Annotated in this window: 12 protein-coding genes; 3 read left to right on the plus strand and 9 right to left on the minus strand. The window is 55.7% G+C overall.

What is annotated here, in order from left to right:
- From AB7E14_RS07930 to AB7E14_RS07940, 3 genes are all read right to left on the minus strand, one after another.
- A partial coding sequence (locus AB7E14_RS07930; RefSeq protein WP_428169448.1) for an amidohydrolase occupies positions 1–1,779 on the minus strand: 1,779 nt, incomplete at its 3' end.
- A gap of 21 nt (positions 1,780–1,800) precedes the next feature.
- A complete protein-coding gene (locus tag AB7E14_RS07935) occupies positions 1,801–2,346 on the minus strand; it encodes an antibiotic biosynthesis monooxygenase (RefSeq protein WP_316961962.1) in 546 nt (181 codons plus the stop codon).
- Between the two features lie 140 nt (positions 2,347–2,486).
- Entirely contained in the window at positions 2,487–3,128 is a 642-nt protein-coding gene (locus tag AB7E14_RS07940; protein ID WP_043001616.1) for a hydrolase, read from the minus strand.
- A 269-nt stretch (positions 3,129–3,397) separates the two neighbouring features.
- On the opposite strand from AB7E14_RS07940, the gene AB7E14_RS07945 reads away from it, so the two are divergent.
- The gene (locus AB7E14_RS07945; protein WP_316961963.1) at positions 3,398–4,300 is read left to right on the plus strand and encodes a LysR family transcriptional regulator; all 903 of its coding nucleotides are present in this window, start codon (positions 3,398–3,400) and stop codon (positions 4,298–4,300) included.
- On the opposite strand, the gene malZ is transcribed toward AB7E14_RS07945, so the two are convergent.
- The 5 genes from malZ to phoB form a co-directional block, all read right to left on the minus strand.
- Entirely contained in the window at positions 4,294–6,111 is a 1,818-nt protein-coding gene (gene malZ, locus AB7E14_RS07950; RefSeq protein ID WP_316961964.1) for a maltodextrin glucosidase, read from the minus strand. The genes AB7E14_RS07945 and malZ overlap by 7 nt on opposite strands.
- Positions 6,112–6,248: 137 nt before the next feature.
- Positions 6,249–7,622 carry a proline-specific permease ProY gene (gene proY, locus AB7E14_RS07955; RefSeq protein ID WP_044328601.1) on the minus strand — a complete coding sequence of 458 codons (1,374 nt, stop codon included), beginning with the start codon at positions 7,620–7,622 and terminating at the stop codon, positions 6,249–6,251.
- A gap of 77 nt (positions 7,623–7,699) precedes the next feature.
- Entirely contained in the window at positions 7,700–9,019 is a 1,320-nt protein-coding gene (brnQ, locus tag AB7E14_RS07960) for a branched-chain amino acid transporter carrier protein BrnQ (protein WP_044259012.1), read from the minus strand.
- Between the two features lie 406 nt (positions 9,020–9,425).
- On the minus strand, positions 9,426–10,721 hold the full coding sequence (phoR, locus tag AB7E14_RS07965) for a phosphate regulon sensor histidine kinase PhoR (RefSeq protein ID WP_058587707.1): 1,296 nt from the start codon (positions 10,719–10,721) through the stop codon (positions 9,426–9,428).
- A 41-nt stretch (positions 10,722–10,762) separates the two neighbouring features.
- A complete protein-coding gene (phoB, locus tag AB7E14_RS07970; RefSeq protein ID WP_043001622.1) occupies positions 10,763–11,452 on the minus strand; it encodes a phosphate response regulator transcription factor PhoB in 690 nt (229 codons plus the stop codon).
- Positions 11,453–11,648: 196 nt separating this feature from the next.
- Between phoB and sbcD the strand changes: the two genes are divergently transcribed.
- Both sbcD and sbcC read left to right on the plus strand, forming a co-directional pair.
- Positions 11,649–12,851, plus strand: coding sequence for an exonuclease subunit SbcD (sbcD, locus tag AB7E14_RS07975; RefSeq protein WP_316961965.1), 1,203 nt, complete (start codon positions 11,649–11,651; stop codon positions 12,849–12,851).
- On the plus strand, positions 12,848–15,991 hold the full coding sequence (gene sbcC / locus AB7E14_RS07980) for an exonuclease subunit SbcC (protein ID WP_316961966.1): 3,144 nt from the start codon (positions 12,848–12,850) through the stop codon (positions 15,989–15,991). Before sbcD ends, sbcC begins: the two co-directional genes overlap by 4 nt.
- Before the next feature lie 39 nt (positions 15,992–16,030).
- Here the strand turns inward: sbcC and mak are convergent, their stop codons facing one another.
- Positions 16,031–16,939, minus strand: a complete 909-nt coding sequence (mak, locus tag AB7E14_RS07985; protein ID WP_044326524.1) for a fructokinase — start codon at positions 16,937–16,939, stop codon at positions 16,031–16,033.
- Positions 16,940–17,015: the final 76 nt, after the last annotated feature.

A 17,015-nucleotide genomic window follows, 5' to 3' on the forward strand; every position in this document is an offset into this window, starting at 1 on the left:
GTGACCGTGTACGCCGCAGCTCCCGCAGCACTGGTGCATCTGCACCACGGCGCCTGCTTTCGCGGCGGCTGGCGGCGCCGCGCGATAGTGCCCCGGCACGTTCACCACCGGAGACCAGTCCGGGACGACCGGGATCGCTGGCGGCGCGAGCGGAGTAAACTGTCCGGCGGCATACACCACTTTGCCATCGACAATCGTCATCACCGACTCAATACCTTTGATCTCCTCTTCCGTGACGCTGAAGTAGTCTTTTGACAGCACTACCAGGTCGGCCAGTTGATCTTTGACAATGCGCCCTTTTTTGCCTTGCTCGCTGGAAAACCACGCGCCCCCTGCCGTCCACAGTTCCAGCGCCACGTCGCGCGGTAAACGGTTGTTGTCGTCATACATCGCCGTACCGCCGACCGTGCGCCCGGAAACCAGCCAGTACAGCGCCGTCCATGGGTTATAGCTGGCGACGCGGGTGGCATCCGTTCCGAGCCCCACCGGCACCTCGGCGGCCAGCATTTTCGCCACTGGCGGCGTCTGTTTCACCGCTTCTTTCCCGTAGCGGTCGATAAAGTATTCGCCCTGGAAGGCCATACGATGCTGTACCGCAATGCCGCCGCCCAGCGCTTTCACGCGATCGATATTGCGCTCGCTGATAGTCTCGGCGTGGTCGAAGAACCAGTGCAGGCCATTGAACGGAATATCACGGTTCACTTTCTCGAACACATCCAGCATCCGGCTGATCGATTCATCGTAAGTGGCATGCAGACGGAACGGCCAGCGGTGCTCCACCAGGTGGCGCACCACGCGCTCCAGTTCATCCTCCATGCCTTGCGGTAAATCCGGGCGCGGTTGCAGGAAGTCTTCGAAATCCGCTGCGGAGAAGACCAGCATCTCCCCGGCTCCGTTCGCACGGTAGAAATCGGTCCCCTGGCCCGGCTTGAGCATATCGGTCCAGCGCTCAAAGTCTTCCAGTTCCTGCTTCGGTCGCTGCGTAAACAGGTTATAGGCAATGCGCACCGTCATCTGATTGTTGGCATGCAGTTGCTCAATGATCTCGTAATCTTCCGGGTAGTTCTGAAAACCGCCACCAGCGTCGATGGCGCTGGTCAGTCCGAGACGGTTCAGTTCACGCATAAACTGGCGGGTGGAGTTCACCTGCATCTCCAGCGGCAGTTTTGGCCCTTTCGCCAACGTCGAGTAAAGAATCATGGCGTTAGGTTTGGCGATAAGCATCCCGGTAGGGTTACCGTTACCATCACGGACGATCTCGCCGCCTGCCGGATCGGGTGTCGCTTTGGTGTATCCCACGGCTTTCAGCGCCGCGCGGTTTAACAGTGCACGATCGTACAGATGCAGCACGAAAACGGGAGTATCCGGCGCGGCGTCGTTAAGCTCTTCCAGCGTCGGCATCCGGCGTTCGGCAAACTGAAATTCACTCCAGCCGCCCACCACGCGAACCCACTGTGGCGACGGGGTTCGATCGGCCTGTTCTTTCAGCATACGCAGCGCATCGGCCAGCGAGGGTACTCCTTCCCAGCGCAGCTCCAGATTGTAATTCAGCCCACCGCGGATCAGATGCAGGTGGGAATCATTAAGCCCCGGAATCACAGTGTGACCTTTCAGATCAACCACCTGTGTACCGTCTGCGGCAAAACGCATCACCTGGTCGTGCGTTCCCGTGGCGAGAATTTTTCCGACCTTGATCGCCACGGCTTCCGCCTGCGGGCTATGGCTGTCGAGGGTATGTATTTTTCCGTGGGTCAGAATCAATGAGGCAGTTTGAGACATAACGTTCTCCTGATAAGCCGATCAGGCTTTTTTTAGCCAGCCGGCAAACAGACGGGTTACGATGGGCATCCACAACCAGACCACCAGCGCAACCACACAGGCATCGTTAATCAGATGCAGTAACAGCGTTCCCTTCAGCGACGGCAATAGCATGCCGGTCAGCCACGGCACCAGATTAGTGCTGGGAAAAATAACCAGCAGAGTGATCAGGAACTGCTTCCAGCGCAGCGGTTGACGGACGTGTGGCGCGGGGGGCGTAAACCAGAATGCCGCTTCGGTGTGGATTTCGGTTTTATCGCCTTCCGCCAACAGCGGAGCGATCTCTTCGACCAGGAGCCGTCGCGTATCTGATTGCGTCCAGTTATAGAGATGCTCGAGCGTGTCGAAACGAATGATGATGCTCCACAGATTGTGCCCGTCCGTCGGGAGAATGACGTTCGCGCCAAGGTGTCCGGGAAATTCCGCCGCAACCGGCATAATTTTCCCCAGCCATTGTTCATATCGCGCCGCCTGATTGGGCTGCAAAGTATGCGTAATCACCAGCGTCACAGGTTTATTCTGCGCCATGTCGGGTTCCTTGCTGAAGGTTAATGGCGGGTTGCCCCGCCATCAGACTGCTGACAAAGAAGGAAAAAAGGTGGTTTTCCCTTCTTTGTGGTTATCAGCCGAGAATCAATGAATTGATTTCCCTGGTTTTTAATTCAGAATCAGGCCTTACGTTCCGGTGCGCCATGCACCATCGTGTAGGCATAATCTACGCCCATGCCGTAAGCGCCGCTGTGTTCACGAACCAGATCCATCACCGCGTCATAGGTCTCTTTGCGCGACCAGTCACGCTGGTACTCCAGCAGAACCTGCTGCCAGGTCACCGGTACGGCACCGGCCTGCACCATGCGATCAATCGCGCGCTCATGCGCATCAACAGAGGTACCGCCGGAGGTATCCGTCACCACATACACTTCGTAACCGGCTTCCAGCGCCATCAGTGCCGGGAAGGTCAGGCACACTTCAGTCCATAGCGCAGAGATAATCAGCTTTTTACGCCCGGTCGCCGCCACGGCTTTCACAAAGGCCGCGTCTTCCCAGGAGTTCATGGAAGTACGTTCGATAGGTTTCACATCCGGATGCACCGCCAGTAACTCAGGCCAGATGTAACCACTAAAACTTTTTGTTTCGACTGAAGTATAAATGACCGGCACATTAAATATTTTGCCTGCTTTCGCCAGTGCGACGGTATTATTTTTCAGCGTCTGGCGATCAATATTCGCAACCCCAAATGCCATTTGCGGCTGATGGTCAATAAAAATGAGCGTCGAGTTAGAGGGATTAATCAGTTCCCGAATAGACATAATATACTTCCTTAATCAATGAGTTAGAAATTGACGTCTGGTATCCGCCGTCAGCCATCAAATCCTGAATCAGAAAGCCTGTTTAGTATAGTTGGAAATTTCTAACGACTTATTAAAGAAAACTTACCAGCGTATGAAATAAGCCTTTTCCGGCGATATAGTCTGGCACCTTCAAAAAAATGCGGATCTTCCGTCTAATTTATTCACTGGTTTTGTTTATCGCTATTCGGTACAACAGTGAGGTTTACTTTCAGGGATATATTCAGCCTATGCGCATTAATCTGGACGTTCTGCTTATCCTGGACGCTATCGACAAATACGGTACTTTTGCCGCCGCTGCCGAATCGTTGTTTAAGACGCCCGCGGCGCTCAGCTATATGATTCAGAAGCTGGAAAAAGACCTGAACATCGAACTGCTTGACCGCTCCGGGCATCGGGCCAAATTCACCGACACCGGACTGATGATGCTGGAAAAGGGGCGTTTGTTGCTCAGTGCGGCAAAAGATCTGGAAAAGCAGGCGCTGCAACTGAGCTCCGGTTGGGAAAAAGAGCTGGTCATTGCGCTGGATGTTTCCTTCCCCTTTGAGGTGGTGTTACCTCTCATCGACGCCTTCCACGCGCTGAACAAACAAACGCTGCTTAAATTTTCGTATCACACGCTGGCAGAGTCATGGGAAGAGCTCACGCATAATGGCGCGGATATCATTCTTGGCGCGATTAACGAACCACCGACCTCTGCCGCGTGGTCCTACAAAATGTTAGGGACTCTGGATAATGTTTTTGTGGTGGCGCCCAATCATCCGCTGGCCGCACTCTCTGACAGACTGACGAATGAACAACTCTGCCTGCACCGCGCCATTGTCATCAGCGACAGCGCGCGTTTTTGCCATCCGCTGCAAACTAACCTGATGGAAGAACAGCCGCAAATCCATGTTGACGATTTTCACAGTAAAGTGGCGCTGCTGCGCGCCGGGATGGGCTGCGGTTTTCTCCCGCGGCATATCGCCAGCCCGTGGCTTGCCACGGGCGAACTGGTCGAAAAAAGCGTCATCTCTTTTCGCGAAAAAGATGTCGCCTATATGGCATGGCGCGATGGTAGCCACGGGCTGGCGCAGCAGTGGTGGCGGGAAACGCTGCTTGCCAGCCGCGACATCGCGCAGTTGTATCAGTGATTCAGCCAGAGGGTGGCGGAAATCGTCGGCAGCGACAGGACGTCCTCAACCACCTGCCCTTTTCCTTCTTTACAACGCCATTCTGTTACGTTCAGCAGCGGTGACGCCGGGAGCACCACCTCACACGCCTCGCCGCGGTTAATGGCTACCAGCACGCGCTGCTGCTGGTAGACGCGCAAAAATACCACTACGTTGTCTTCCGCATAGACCACCTGGCACCCACCGTAGCGTAACGCCGGGATACTATGCCTCAGTTTCGCCATCCGCTGGTACAGGGCAAGCAATGTGACATCCTGTTTTTCCGCCTGCCAGGGAAACGTCTTGCGGCAGAACGGATCGTTATCGCCATCCAGTCCCACCTCATCGCCATAATAGATACAGGGCACGCCGGGCCAACTAAACAGCCAGACTACCGCCAGCGGCAGGCGGGCGACATCGTTGCCCAATAGCGACTTGAAACGGGCGGTATCATGACTGTCGAGCTGGTTGAACATCCTCAGTTGCTGCTGATGAGAGAGCCCGGCGCGATAGTTATCCATCCACGCCATACAGGTCTGCGCATCAATCTGCTGAGGATCGTAAGAGATATCGGTATTGGCAAGAAACCCCCACAGCGGAAAGGTGAAGCCACGATAGTTCATCGCAGCATCTTCTGCATCCGCCTGCAGCCACTGTCGCGCGTCACCAAAGTGTTCGCCAAAGACGTAGGCTTCTGGCTGCGTTTCCTTCGCCGCCTGAACGATCCCGGCGACATGCTTAAGGTTGTTACGCGCTCCGCCCGCTTCACCCAGCATATGCACGACATCGAGCCGCCAGCCGTCCATGTTCCACGGCGCTTTCAGCCAGTGACGAACGATGCTGTCTTCGCCGCGATATATTTCGTTGACCAGACTTTCGGACTGATAATCCAGCTTCGGCAGACTGGCGTATCCCAGCCAGTCCAGCGCAACGCCGTCTGACGAAAAGCTGTACCAGTCACGCCAGGGCGATTCTGGGTTATGGCACGCGCCGCCGGAGCCGCGCTGATGACGATCGAACCATGTATGAGAGTCGCCGCTGTGGTTAAACACGCCGTCCAGCACCAGCCGCATTCCCTGCTGCTGCGTTTTCTGCCGCAGACGCATTAACGCCTGATCGCCGCCAAACTGCGGATCAACATGACGATAATCTTCGGTGTCGTACTTATGCACGCTCGGCGCAGTAAACACAGGGTTCAGGTACAGCGCGGTGACGCCCAGTTTTTTCAGGTACGGCAGCTTTTCGCTGATACCGTCGAGGTCGCCGCCATAAAACGTGGAGCCGCCAGCCTGCGCAGTCACCGGTTCATCCCAGTCACGTAGCACAATCTCCTGCCCGGCGGCGTGATGGTAATAAACCTTATCCTGCTCTGCGTCGCGTGACGAACTGCGGGCAAAACGGTCAGGAAAGATTTGGTAGAAAACCTGATCGGCCACCCACTGCGGTCCGCTGTCCGGTGCATCTACGGCAAATTGCTCCAGACGAGCAGGCGGAAAACGGCTGAACCCAAGCGGTGTAAACCACAACTGGCAATCAATCCAGAGCAGTTTGAAGCTGTAGCGCCGACGCGGCTGCCCGCTGCGAAGATCAATCGCCGCACGCCAGGCGGTCACGCCCGGGAACGGCTGCGTGCGTAATTTATGCATCGCCAGCGCAATTTCTTCGTTGTCATTCTCCGCACGCAGCGTGACGCGCTGCGGCAGGTTCTCCCCCGTCAGCCAGAGCGTAATGGCCAGTTGGTCTTTGTTTTGCTTAACAAATGGGGCAACCGGTAGGTGCCAGGCGTTCAACATCACGTATCCCCTTTGATGAAAATGAGCACACCTTGCCATAGCGATTTACAGGATAACTCATCATCTGAAGGTTTATTGGGGGAGGAGTTCGGGGGAGGAGAAATGACCGGATGGCATTCACGCCACCCGGTACAATCTTACTGCGCTTGCGCCATCTGGCGATCGTGGCGACGCTTGAACATCCAGCCAATCATCAGCAGAACAATCCAGCCACAGCCCACGTACAACGAGATGCGGGTGTCGGGATGATAGCCAATCAGTCCGATGATAAAGACGAGGAAAATCAGGCCTACAATGGTCGTTGCCACGCCGCCCGGCACTTTAAACTTCAGCGCTTTCACCTCTTCCGGCGGCAGACGACGACGGAACGCGATTTGCGACAGCAGGATCATAATCCACACCCAGACCGTTGCGAAGGTCGCCAGCGACGCAATCACCAGGAAAACATTCTCCGGCATGATGTAGTTCAGATACACCGCAAACAGCAGAGCGATAGTCATCACCATCACCGTGACCCACGGGATCCCCCGACGCGAGGTTTTGGCGAACACTTTTGGCGCACTGCCCTGCTCCGCCATCCCGTGCAGCATACGACCGACGCCAAAGACGTCAGAGTTGATCGCCGACAGTGACGCCGTCAGCACCACAAAGTTAAGAATGCTGGCGGCAAAGGTAATACCGAGATGCTGGAAAGTCAGCACAAACGGGCTGCCAGCGGTTCCCACCTGGTTCCACGGGTAGATAGACATAATGACAAACAGCGTCCCCACGTAGAACACCAGAATACGCATCGGCACCGAGTTAATCGCGCGCGGAATGGATTTCTCCGGGTCTTTCGCTTCGCCGGCAGTGATACCGATAATTTCAATACCGCCGTAGGCAAACATCACCATCTGCAACGACATCACCATCCCCAGCCAGCCGTTGCTGAAGAAGCCACCGTTGGTCCACAGGTTATGGATCCCGGTCGGTTGTCCACCGTTGCCAATCCCCCAGATGATGATACCGAAACCAGCCACGATCATGATGATGATGGTGGCGACTTTAAAGAAGGAGAACCAGAATTCCAGTTCACCAAACACTTTCACGCTCATCAGGTTGATGGCACAGATGATCAGCACCACGCTGAGCACCCAGATCCAGTGCGGCACCGTCGGAAACCAGACGCCCATATAAATGCCGAACGCGGTCACGTCGGCAATGGCGACAATCAGGATTTCAAAACAGTAGGTCCAGCCGGTAATGTAACCGGCGAGCGGGCCGAGGTTTTCCTGCGCATAGCGCGAAAAGGAGCTGGCAGAAGGGTTGTGTACCGACATTTCACCCAACGCACGCATAATGATATAGGCCGCCACCCCGCCAATAATGTAGGCCAGCAGCACGCTTGGCCCGGCCATTTTAATGGCATCCGCAGAGCCATAAAACAGCCCGGTGCCAATGGCTGAGCCCAGGGCCATAAAGCGAATGTGTCGGGTGCTTAGCCCACGCTTCAGCTTGTTATTACTTTCCATCGATTCCTAACCCATCAACACAATAAAAAACCACGGGGCCAGTAATAGCCCCGTGGTTAAAACACTTTTCCGCAATCTTAGTGTGCGCTGGAGGTCACCTGTCGACCTGCTGCGCGATCCCAGACAACCGCCAGGACCACCATCACGACAGTGGGCATTAACCACGCCAGACCTTGTTCCGCCAGCGGTAAGCGCTGGGTCCAGGCTGGTAACACGTCGCCGATTGCCGATGCTTTAATACCATCAAGGATACCAAAAATCAGGCTGATAAACATTGCCGGAGCAATGACGCGGGTCGAATTATGCCACCATGAGCGGGTAAAACTTAATACAACCAGTGCGATACACGGCGGGTAGATCGCCGTCAGCACCGGAATAGAGATCTGAATCAGATGGCTGAGCCCCAGGTTGGATACCACCATTGAGAAGCCGCCAAGAATAAACACCAGCGTGCGGTAGGAGAGCGGCACATACTGAGCGAAGAATTCCGCACAAGCGCAGGTCAGGCCGACCGCCGTTACCAGACAGGCGATAAAGATCAGTGCCGCCAGCAGCAGGCTGCCCGCACCGCCAAAGGTGTGCTGAACATAGGCATGCAGGATCGCCGCGCCGTTCGCCGACTGATCGACCAGCGTAGCGCTGTCAGATCCGAGACGGAACAGCGCCAGGTACAGCAGCGTTAATCCGACGCCCGCCATCAGGCCAGCCCAGACGGTGTAACGGGTCAGCAGACGCGCTTCGGTTACGCCGCGAGAACGCGCGGCGTTAACAATAACGATACCAAAGACCATCGCGCCCAGCGTGTCCATCGTCAGGTAGCCATTAACGAAACCATTGGAGAACGCGGCGGTCTGGTACGCTTCCATCGCATGGCTGATCGGACCGGCAGGCCAGATGATGGCCGCAACGGAGAGCACAATCAGCGCCAGAATCTTCAGCGGCGCCAGGAAGTTACCCACGGTATCCAGCAGTTTGCCCGGATAGAGCGAGACCAGAATGACAATGGAAAAATAGACCACGCTGTAGATAAGCAGCGGCATGGCCGAATCGCCGGTCAGCGGGGCGATCCCCACTTCAAAAGAGACCGTCGCGGTGCGCGGCGTGGCGAATAACGGCCCGACGGCCAGATAGCAGACAGTCGCCAACAAAACGCCAGCGACTTTACCGATAGGGGTACTCAGACTATCAACACCACCACCGACTTTCGCCAGCGCGATAACGGTCAGCACCGGTAGCCCAACAGCGGTGATCAGAAAACCGAATGCCGCCATCCAGACGTTTTCGCCTGCCTGCAAACCAACCATTGGAGGAAAGATGATGTTCCCTGCGCCGACGAACAGCGCAAAAGTCATAAAGCCCAGCGCAATAATATCGCGCGATTTTAACTGATGGGTCATAAAGCTTACGGCCTGTGGATGTGGTGTTGATTAAATTAACGTAGTGTCTTTCCCAGCGGGAAGAAACAGCGGTTTTTTTAAGCTATTCCAGAGGGATATCTCCCATAACCTGGAAAGCAAAGAATAGTTTTTCGATTTACCGCCTGAATACAGTCAGTCTGACAGCATCTGGGGCGCAATTTAAACGCTTATAACGTTTTAAAGCAAGGAGGGATCCAAAAACCGGAAGATTATAGTGATATCAAATCTCATACCAGTGTAAAACACCATACTACAGAAAAAGTCATGGCTTATCATGCGAACAAAAAACAACCAGACATTGATAAATTCAGCAGACTTATCTTAGCCGCAAAGAAAATAAGCCAGCATTGGCTGGCTTATGGAAAGAAAACCTTACGATTCCACTTTAAGCACTTTTTTTGGCAATTAATCGTTCCGGCAGCACAAAACTAAAGCGCGTCCCTTTACCCAGTTGACTGTCGATCATCAGGCGACTTTCATGATGATTCACCGCGTGTTTGACGATAGCCAGCCCCAGTCCACTGCCGCCCGTTTGCCGCGAACGCGCTTTATCAACGCGATAAAATCGCTCCGTTAACCGCGGGATATGTTCCGGCGCAATGCCCGGTCCGTTATCCTCCACGCTAAACTCCGCGCCGTGCGGTACCGCCTGCCAGCGGACGGTGATATGGGTTCCCGCTGGCGTATGGTTCACCGCGTTATACACCAGGTTGGACATCGCGCTACGCAGTTGTTCTTCATTCCCCAGCACTTTCAGCTGGTTATCCACCTCAAAGCTAAAAGTGTGCTTCTGCTGACTGAGCGTCTGCGCCTCGCGTTCGACCATGCGCAATATCATCGGCACATCGACCTGTTCATTGAGCAAAAGCGTCGGTGCGGCTTCAATTTTCGACAGCGTGAGCAACTGTTTTACCAGTCCTTCCATGCGCGAGGTCTGGTCGCGCATCGTTAACAGCGCTTTTTCGCGCGTTGCCCCTTCCAGCGTCTGCTCGTACATCATTTCAAGATAGCCCTGCAACACCGTAAGCGGGGTACGCAGCTCGTGGCTCACGTTGGCGAAGAAATTACGTCTTGCGCCTTCGAGCTGGTGCATCTGGGTCATGTCGCGCGCCACCATCAGCAGTTGCTTATCGGTATACGGCATAACGCGAATTTCCAGATGTCGCCCAGTATTAAGCACCAGATTCAGCGGCCGACTGAAGTCCCGCTGCTTGAGGTACTGCGTAAACTCCGGGTAGCGCAGCAGGTTAAGGATGTTCTGTCCGCTATCGTCCGGCCAGCGTAAGCCCAGCACCTGTTGCGCCAGACCGTTACACCAGAAGATCCCCCCCTCTTCGGTGGTCAATACCACCGCATCGGGCAGCGACTCCGCCCCGCTGCGAAAGCGTTTAATCAGATTGCCCAGCTCGCGACGACGCTTTTTATTGCGCAGTTGCATCTGATGCAAACCGTACAGCAGCGGTTCCCAACTGCCTCGTCCCGGCGGCGGCGTCATGCTTCTGTCGACCCACAGCCACCATGAGAGACGTAATAAATTCCAGAAATGCCAGATAAGCAGTCCTGTTACCGATGCCAGTAAAAACCACGGCAGGTAACCAAAAAATGCACTTAGGATGAAGGCCGGGATACAGCAAAGTATCAGCTCCAGCACCAACCTTTTCCATGACAGCCGTTCCAGCACGGGTCACTCTCCCTTCAGAGCCAGGCTCTTGTTCTTGCCTTTCAGAAACGGGTCGAAAAACGATACCCTGTCCCGCGAACCGTCTGCACCATCCGATCGTGGCCGCTGGCTTCCAGCGCCTTACGCAGACGGCGAATATGCACATCAACCGTGCGATCCTCAACGTAGACATTGGTGCCCCAGACGTGATTCAGCAGTTGTTCACGGCTGTAAACCCGCTCGGGATGTGTCATAAAGAAATGCAGGAGTTTAAATTCTGTCGGCCCCATGTCGAGTGGGTTGTCGCCGGTCATCACGCGGTGCGATGTGGGATCCAGGCTTAACCCCTGCATCTCGATGACCTCTTCCACCGCCATCGGCGAGATCCTACGCATCACCGCTTTGATACGGGCAACCAGCTCTTTCGGTGAGAACGGTTTGGTAATGTAATCATCCGCACCGGTTTCCAGGCCGCGTACACGATCCTCTTCTTCCCCTCTGGCGGTCAACATCATGACCGGAATATCCCGGGTCATCGCTTCACGCTTGAGGTGTTTAATAAACTGTAGACCAGAACCGCCGGGCAACATCCAGTCAAGGAGGATCAAATCCGGCCAGGGTTCATTAAGCTGGTTCACCGCACTGTCATAATCTTCAGCTTCAACGGGTTGAAAGCCATTTTGCTCAAGCACGAAACAGACCATTTCGCGAATTGGAGCTTCATCTTCTACGACCAGAATACGTCTCGCCATGATTTGCCCTGTTATATAAGTTGCTTATCATCATCTGTCTTAATGCGGCGCCATTATGCGTCAGTTTTATGACAGATTTATGAAAATGTATGCTGACGTTAACCTTAGGTTGTTGATTTATGACACCCGAGAAACGAGATATTACAGCTCCCGAATGGTTATAATCCCCTTTATGCTTTTTTGCCATGGAACCGTTATGCGCATCCTTCACACCTCTGACTGGCATCTGGGACAAAATTTCTACAGTAAAAGCCGTGCCGCTGAACATCAGGCTTTTCTTGACTGGCTGCTGGAAACGGCGGTTAAGCAGCAGGTGGATGCGATCATCGTGGCAGGCGATATCTTCGATACCGGCTCACCACCAAGCTATGCCCGCGAGCTCTATAACCGTTTTGTGGTCAACCTACAGCAAACGGGCTGTCATCTGGTGGTATTAGCGGGAAACCATGATTCCGTCGCCACGCTGAATGAATCCCGTGAGATTCTGGCGTTTCTCAATACCACGGTAGTGGCCAGCGCCGGTCACGCGCCGCAACTCCTGCATCGTCGCGACGGTCAGCCCGGCGCGGTGCTGTGCCCGGTGCCGTTTTTACGCCCGCGCGACATTGTCAGCAGTCAGGCGGGACTCTCCGGTCAGGAAAAACAGCAGCATCTGCTGGGCGCCATCACCGACTATTACCAGCAGCAATACGAGGCCGCCTGCGCGTTACGTGGCGATCTCGCCCTGCCGATTATCGCCACCGGCCACCTGACCACCGTTGGCGCCAGCAAAAGTGACGCTGTGCGTGACATTTATATTGGTACGCTGGATGCTTTCCCGGCGCAGAACTTCCCGCCTGCCGATTATATCGCGCTGGGCCACATCCACCGGGCGCAGAAAATTGGCGGTACAGAGCACATCCGCTACTGCGGCTCGCCCATCGCGCTGAGCTTTGACGAATGCGGCAAAAGCAAATATGTGCATCAGGTGGACTTCCAGGACGGCGCGTTAGCCGGCGTTGAGGAACTCATCATTCCGGTTACGCAACCACTGGCAATATTAAAAGGCGATTTCGCCGCCATTACCGAACAGCTGGAGCAATGGCGTGACAGCCCTCAGGCCCCCCCGGTCTGGCTGGATATCGAAATCACCACCGATGAATACCTGCATGACATGCAGCGGAAAATTCAGACGCTGACGGAAACGCTGCCCGTTGAGGTACTGTTAGTCCGACGCAGTCGGGAGCAGCGCGAACGCATGTTGTGTAACGAACGCCGGGAAACGCTGAGCGAGCTGAGCGTGGATGAGGTATTTACTCGCCGTCTGGCGCTGGAAGAACTTGAGCCGCCGCAGTGCGAACGCCTGACAGCACTTTTTCACCGCACACTACAGACACTGTCCGGGGAGCATGAGGCATGAAGATTCTCAGTCTGCGCCTGAAAAACCTCAATTCGCTGAAAGGGGAATGGAAGGTCGATTTCACGGTGGAGCCCTTTGCCAGCAACGGCCTGTTTGCCATTACCGGGCCTACGGGGGCGGGTAAAACCACTCTGCTCGACGCGATTTGCCTGGCGCTGTACCACGAGACGCCACGCCTGAATACCGTGTCGCAATCGCAGAACGATCTGATGTCCCGTGATACGGCGGAATGTCTGGCGGAAGTGGAGTTTGAAGTCAAAGGCGAAGCGTATCGTGCGTTCTGGAGCCAGAACCGGGCGCGCAACCAGCCCGACGGTAATTTACAGGTTCCGCGCGTTGAACTGGCGCGCTGTGCCGACGGGAAAATCCTTGCCGATAAAGTGAAAGACAAACTGGAGATGACGGCGGAACTGACCGGTCTGGATTATGGTCGATTTACCCGTTCGATGCTGCTCTCGCAGGGGCAGTTCGCCGCCTTCCTCAACGCGAAGCCGAAAGAGCGTGCGGAACTGCTGGAAGAACTGACCGGCACGGAAATTTACGGCCAGATCTCTGCCCAGGTGTTTGAACAGCACAAAACCGCACGCACCGAACTGGAAAAATTACAGGCGCAGGCCAACGGCGTCGCGCTGTTAGCCCCCGAGGCGTTGCAGACGCTGACAGAAAGTTTGCAGGCACTCACTGACGAAGAGAAACAGCTGGTCGCCCAGCAACAGACTGGACAGCAGCAGCTGAACTGGCTGACGCGACAGCACGAACTGCAGACCGACGCAAACCAGCGTCAGCAGATGCTGCGGGTTGCCCAGGAAGTACTGGAAAACGCCCAGCCACAGCTGGCAACGCTCAGCCTTGCACAACCTGCCAGAGCGTTGCGCCCATTGTGGGAGCGCATTCAGGAGCAATCCGCTACCGTTTCCCGAACTCGCCAGCAGATTAACGAAGTAAATACTCGCTTACAGAGTAGATTCACGCTGCGCAACCACATCCGACGCCAGGCAGAGCAACAGTCCACCGCCCTGCTCGCTACGCAACAGACGCTGAGCGAGTGGCTAAACGAACACGATCGCTTTCGCCTATGGAGCAACGAGTCAGGAGGATGGCGCGCCCTTTTTGCTCAGCAGGCCAGCGATAACGTTCAGCTGGCTAAATGGCAGCAACAGCAGGTCAACGATAGCCGCAAGCTGGAATCGCTGCCGCCAGTGACGCTCAATCTGACGGCAGAGGAAGTCGCAGCGGCGCTAGTGCAACATGCGCAACAGAGTCCTCTGCGCCAGCAACTGCTTTCGCTCCATGGTCAGATTGTTCCCCGACTGACGCGTTTGAGTCAGCTTCAGGCGACGATAATGCATAACAAACAGGAACTGGCCCGACTCAATACCCTGCTGGAGGCAAAGCGCCAGCAGTATAAAGACAAATATCAGCAGTATCAGGATGTTAAAACACTTTGTGAGCAGGAGGCGCGGATCAAAGATCTGGAAAGCCAGCGTGCGCAGTTGCAGTCCGGCCAGCCCTGCCCGCTTTGCGGTTCCACCACCCATCCTGCTGTCGCGGCATATCAGGCACTCGAACCCGGTGTTAATCAGGCGCGACGCGATGCGCTGGAAAAAGAAGTCAAAACGCTGGCCGACGAAGGCGCCACCCTGCGTGGACAGTCCGAGGCAGTCAACCAGCAGCTACAGCGTGACGAAAGCGAAGCGCAGACGCTGGCTAAAGAAGAGCAGGCGCTCACTCAACAGTGGCAAACGACGATCGGTGCACTGAACCTCACGTTACAGCCGCAGGATGATATTCAGCCCTGGCTGACGGCGCAGGACGAACACGAGCAGCAACTCTACCAGTTGAGCCAGCGCCATGACCTACAGGCGCAAATTACCGCCCATGCACAGCAGGTGGCGCAGTTCCGCCAGCAAATCGACCAGCGCCAGGCAACGCTGGCAGCACAGTTAAGCCGCTATACGTTGTCACTTCCTGAGGAAGGCCGCGAGGAGGCATGGTTAGATGCGCGCGCGGCAGAGGCACAAACATGGCAGCAGCGGCAGACGGAGTTGACGGCGATACAGGCGCGCATCGCGCAGCTCACCCCGCTACTCGAGACGCTGCCCGCCGTCGATACCCACGCAGAAGATGATGCAAGCGTGACGCTGGAAAACTGGCGTCAGGTTCATGACGAGTGCGTGTCGCTGCGCAGTCAATTGCAGACATTACAGCAGCAGGAGAAACAGGAAACTCAGCGCGCTGCCGATGCGCAGGCGCAGTTCGATGCCGCGCTGTCGCACAGTATATTTGCCGATCAGGCGGCATTTCTTGCCGCGCTGCTGGATGACGAGGCGGTCACGCGTCTGGAACAGCTAAAACAGTCGCTGGAAAACCAGGTTCAGCAGGCACAGACGCTCGCCACACAATCGGCGCAGGCGCTGGCGGCACATCAGCAACAGCCGCCAGCGGGTCTGGATCCCACGCTGTCGATTGAGCATGTTCAGCAAACCGTGGCGCAGCTTAACGATCGGGTACGCGATAACGCTACGCGTCAGGGCGAAATACGCCAACAGCTAAAACAGGACAGCGACAATCGCCAGCAGCAGCAGACGTTGATGCAAAAAATCGACAACGCGATGCAACAGGTTGAGGACTGGGGCTACCTGAATGCGCTAATCGGCTCTAAAGAGGGGGATAAATTCCGCAAATTCGCCCAGGGGCTGACGCTGGATAACCTGGTCTGGCTGGCGAACAACCAGTTGACCCGCCTGCATGGTCGCTATTTACTGCAACGTAAAGCCAGTGAAGCGCTGGAACTGGAGGTGGTCGATACCTGGCAGGCCGACGCCGTACGCGATACCCGTACCCTTTCCGGTGGCGAAAGTTTCCTGGTCAGTCTCGCGCTGGCGCTGGCGCTCTCCGATCTGGTCAGCCACAAAACGCGCATTGACTCGCTGTTCCTTGATGAAGGCTTCGGCACGCTCGACAGTGAAACGCTGGATACCGCCCTTGATGCGCTGGATGCGCTCAACGCCAGCGGCAAAACCATTGGCGTGATTAGCCATGTAGAAGCGATGAAAGAACGGATTCCGGTGCAGATCAAGGTGAAGAAAATCAACGGACTAGGCTACAGCAAACTCGACAGAATGTTTGCCGTAGAATAACAGGTACGACAGGCCGGATAGCGCCGGCCTCTCCTGGCACTATTCCTGCGGCCACAGCCACGCCGCACCGCGCACGCCGCTGGAATCTCCGTGCACAGCTTTGCGCACCGGCGTTTCGCACTCACCACCAAACACAAACCGTTTAATTAGCGGCGGTATCGTTTTGTACAGGCGGTCAATGTTGCTCATTCCGCCGCCGAGAACGAAAACGTCCGGGTCAAGAATATTCACCACATGGGCCAGCGATTTTGCCAGCCGCAGCTCATAGCGGCTGAGCGCCAGTTCGGCCAGCGCATTTTGCTCCTCCACCAGACGGATAATCTCACTGCCTTTTAAGGCGTTACCGCTCAGACGCTGGTAATCGGTGGCGAACCCGGTACCAGAAATAAACGTCTCGATGCATCCCTGTTTTCCGCAGTAGCAGGGGACTTCTTCACGGTAGCGAAGCTCATCCTCATCCATCCACGGCAAAGGGTTGTGACCCCATTCGCCCGCCGTCCCATTGCCGCCGATGTGCGCCCGACCGTTGAGCGCCACACCTGCGCCGCAGCCGGTACCAATAATCACGGCAAAAACCGTCATTGCCCCGGCAGCCGCTCCATCAACGGCCTCAGAAACGGCCAGACAGTTCGCGTCATTCGCCAGACGAACGTCACGCTGCAGACGGGTGCTGAGGTCTTTATCAAACGGCTGACCGTTCAGCCACGTGGAGTTGGCATTCTTCACCACGCCGGTGTAAGGCGAAATGGAACCCGGGATCCCTATCCCTACCGTCCCCGTTTGTCCGGTGGTCTGCTCCGCCATCGCCACCAGCGTGGCAATGGTTTCGATGGTTTGCTGATAGTCATTTCGCGGCGTCGGCAGACGATGGCGGAACAGTTGTTCCCCAGCCTCACTGAGCGCGATCACTTCCGTTTTGGTGCCGCCTAAATCAATACCAATACGCACACGATGTTCCTCTTTTTTTGGGAATATCAACAGAGTAGAGCGAGGTATAGGGAATGGCAATGCAAGCCTGCCGACA

The sequence above is a fragment of the Citrobacter sp. genome (genome assembly GCF_050252275.1).
Classification (GTDB): Bacteria; Pseudomonadota; Gammaproteobacteria; order Enterobacterales; family Enterobacteriaceae; genus Citrobacter_A; species Citrobacter_A amalonaticus.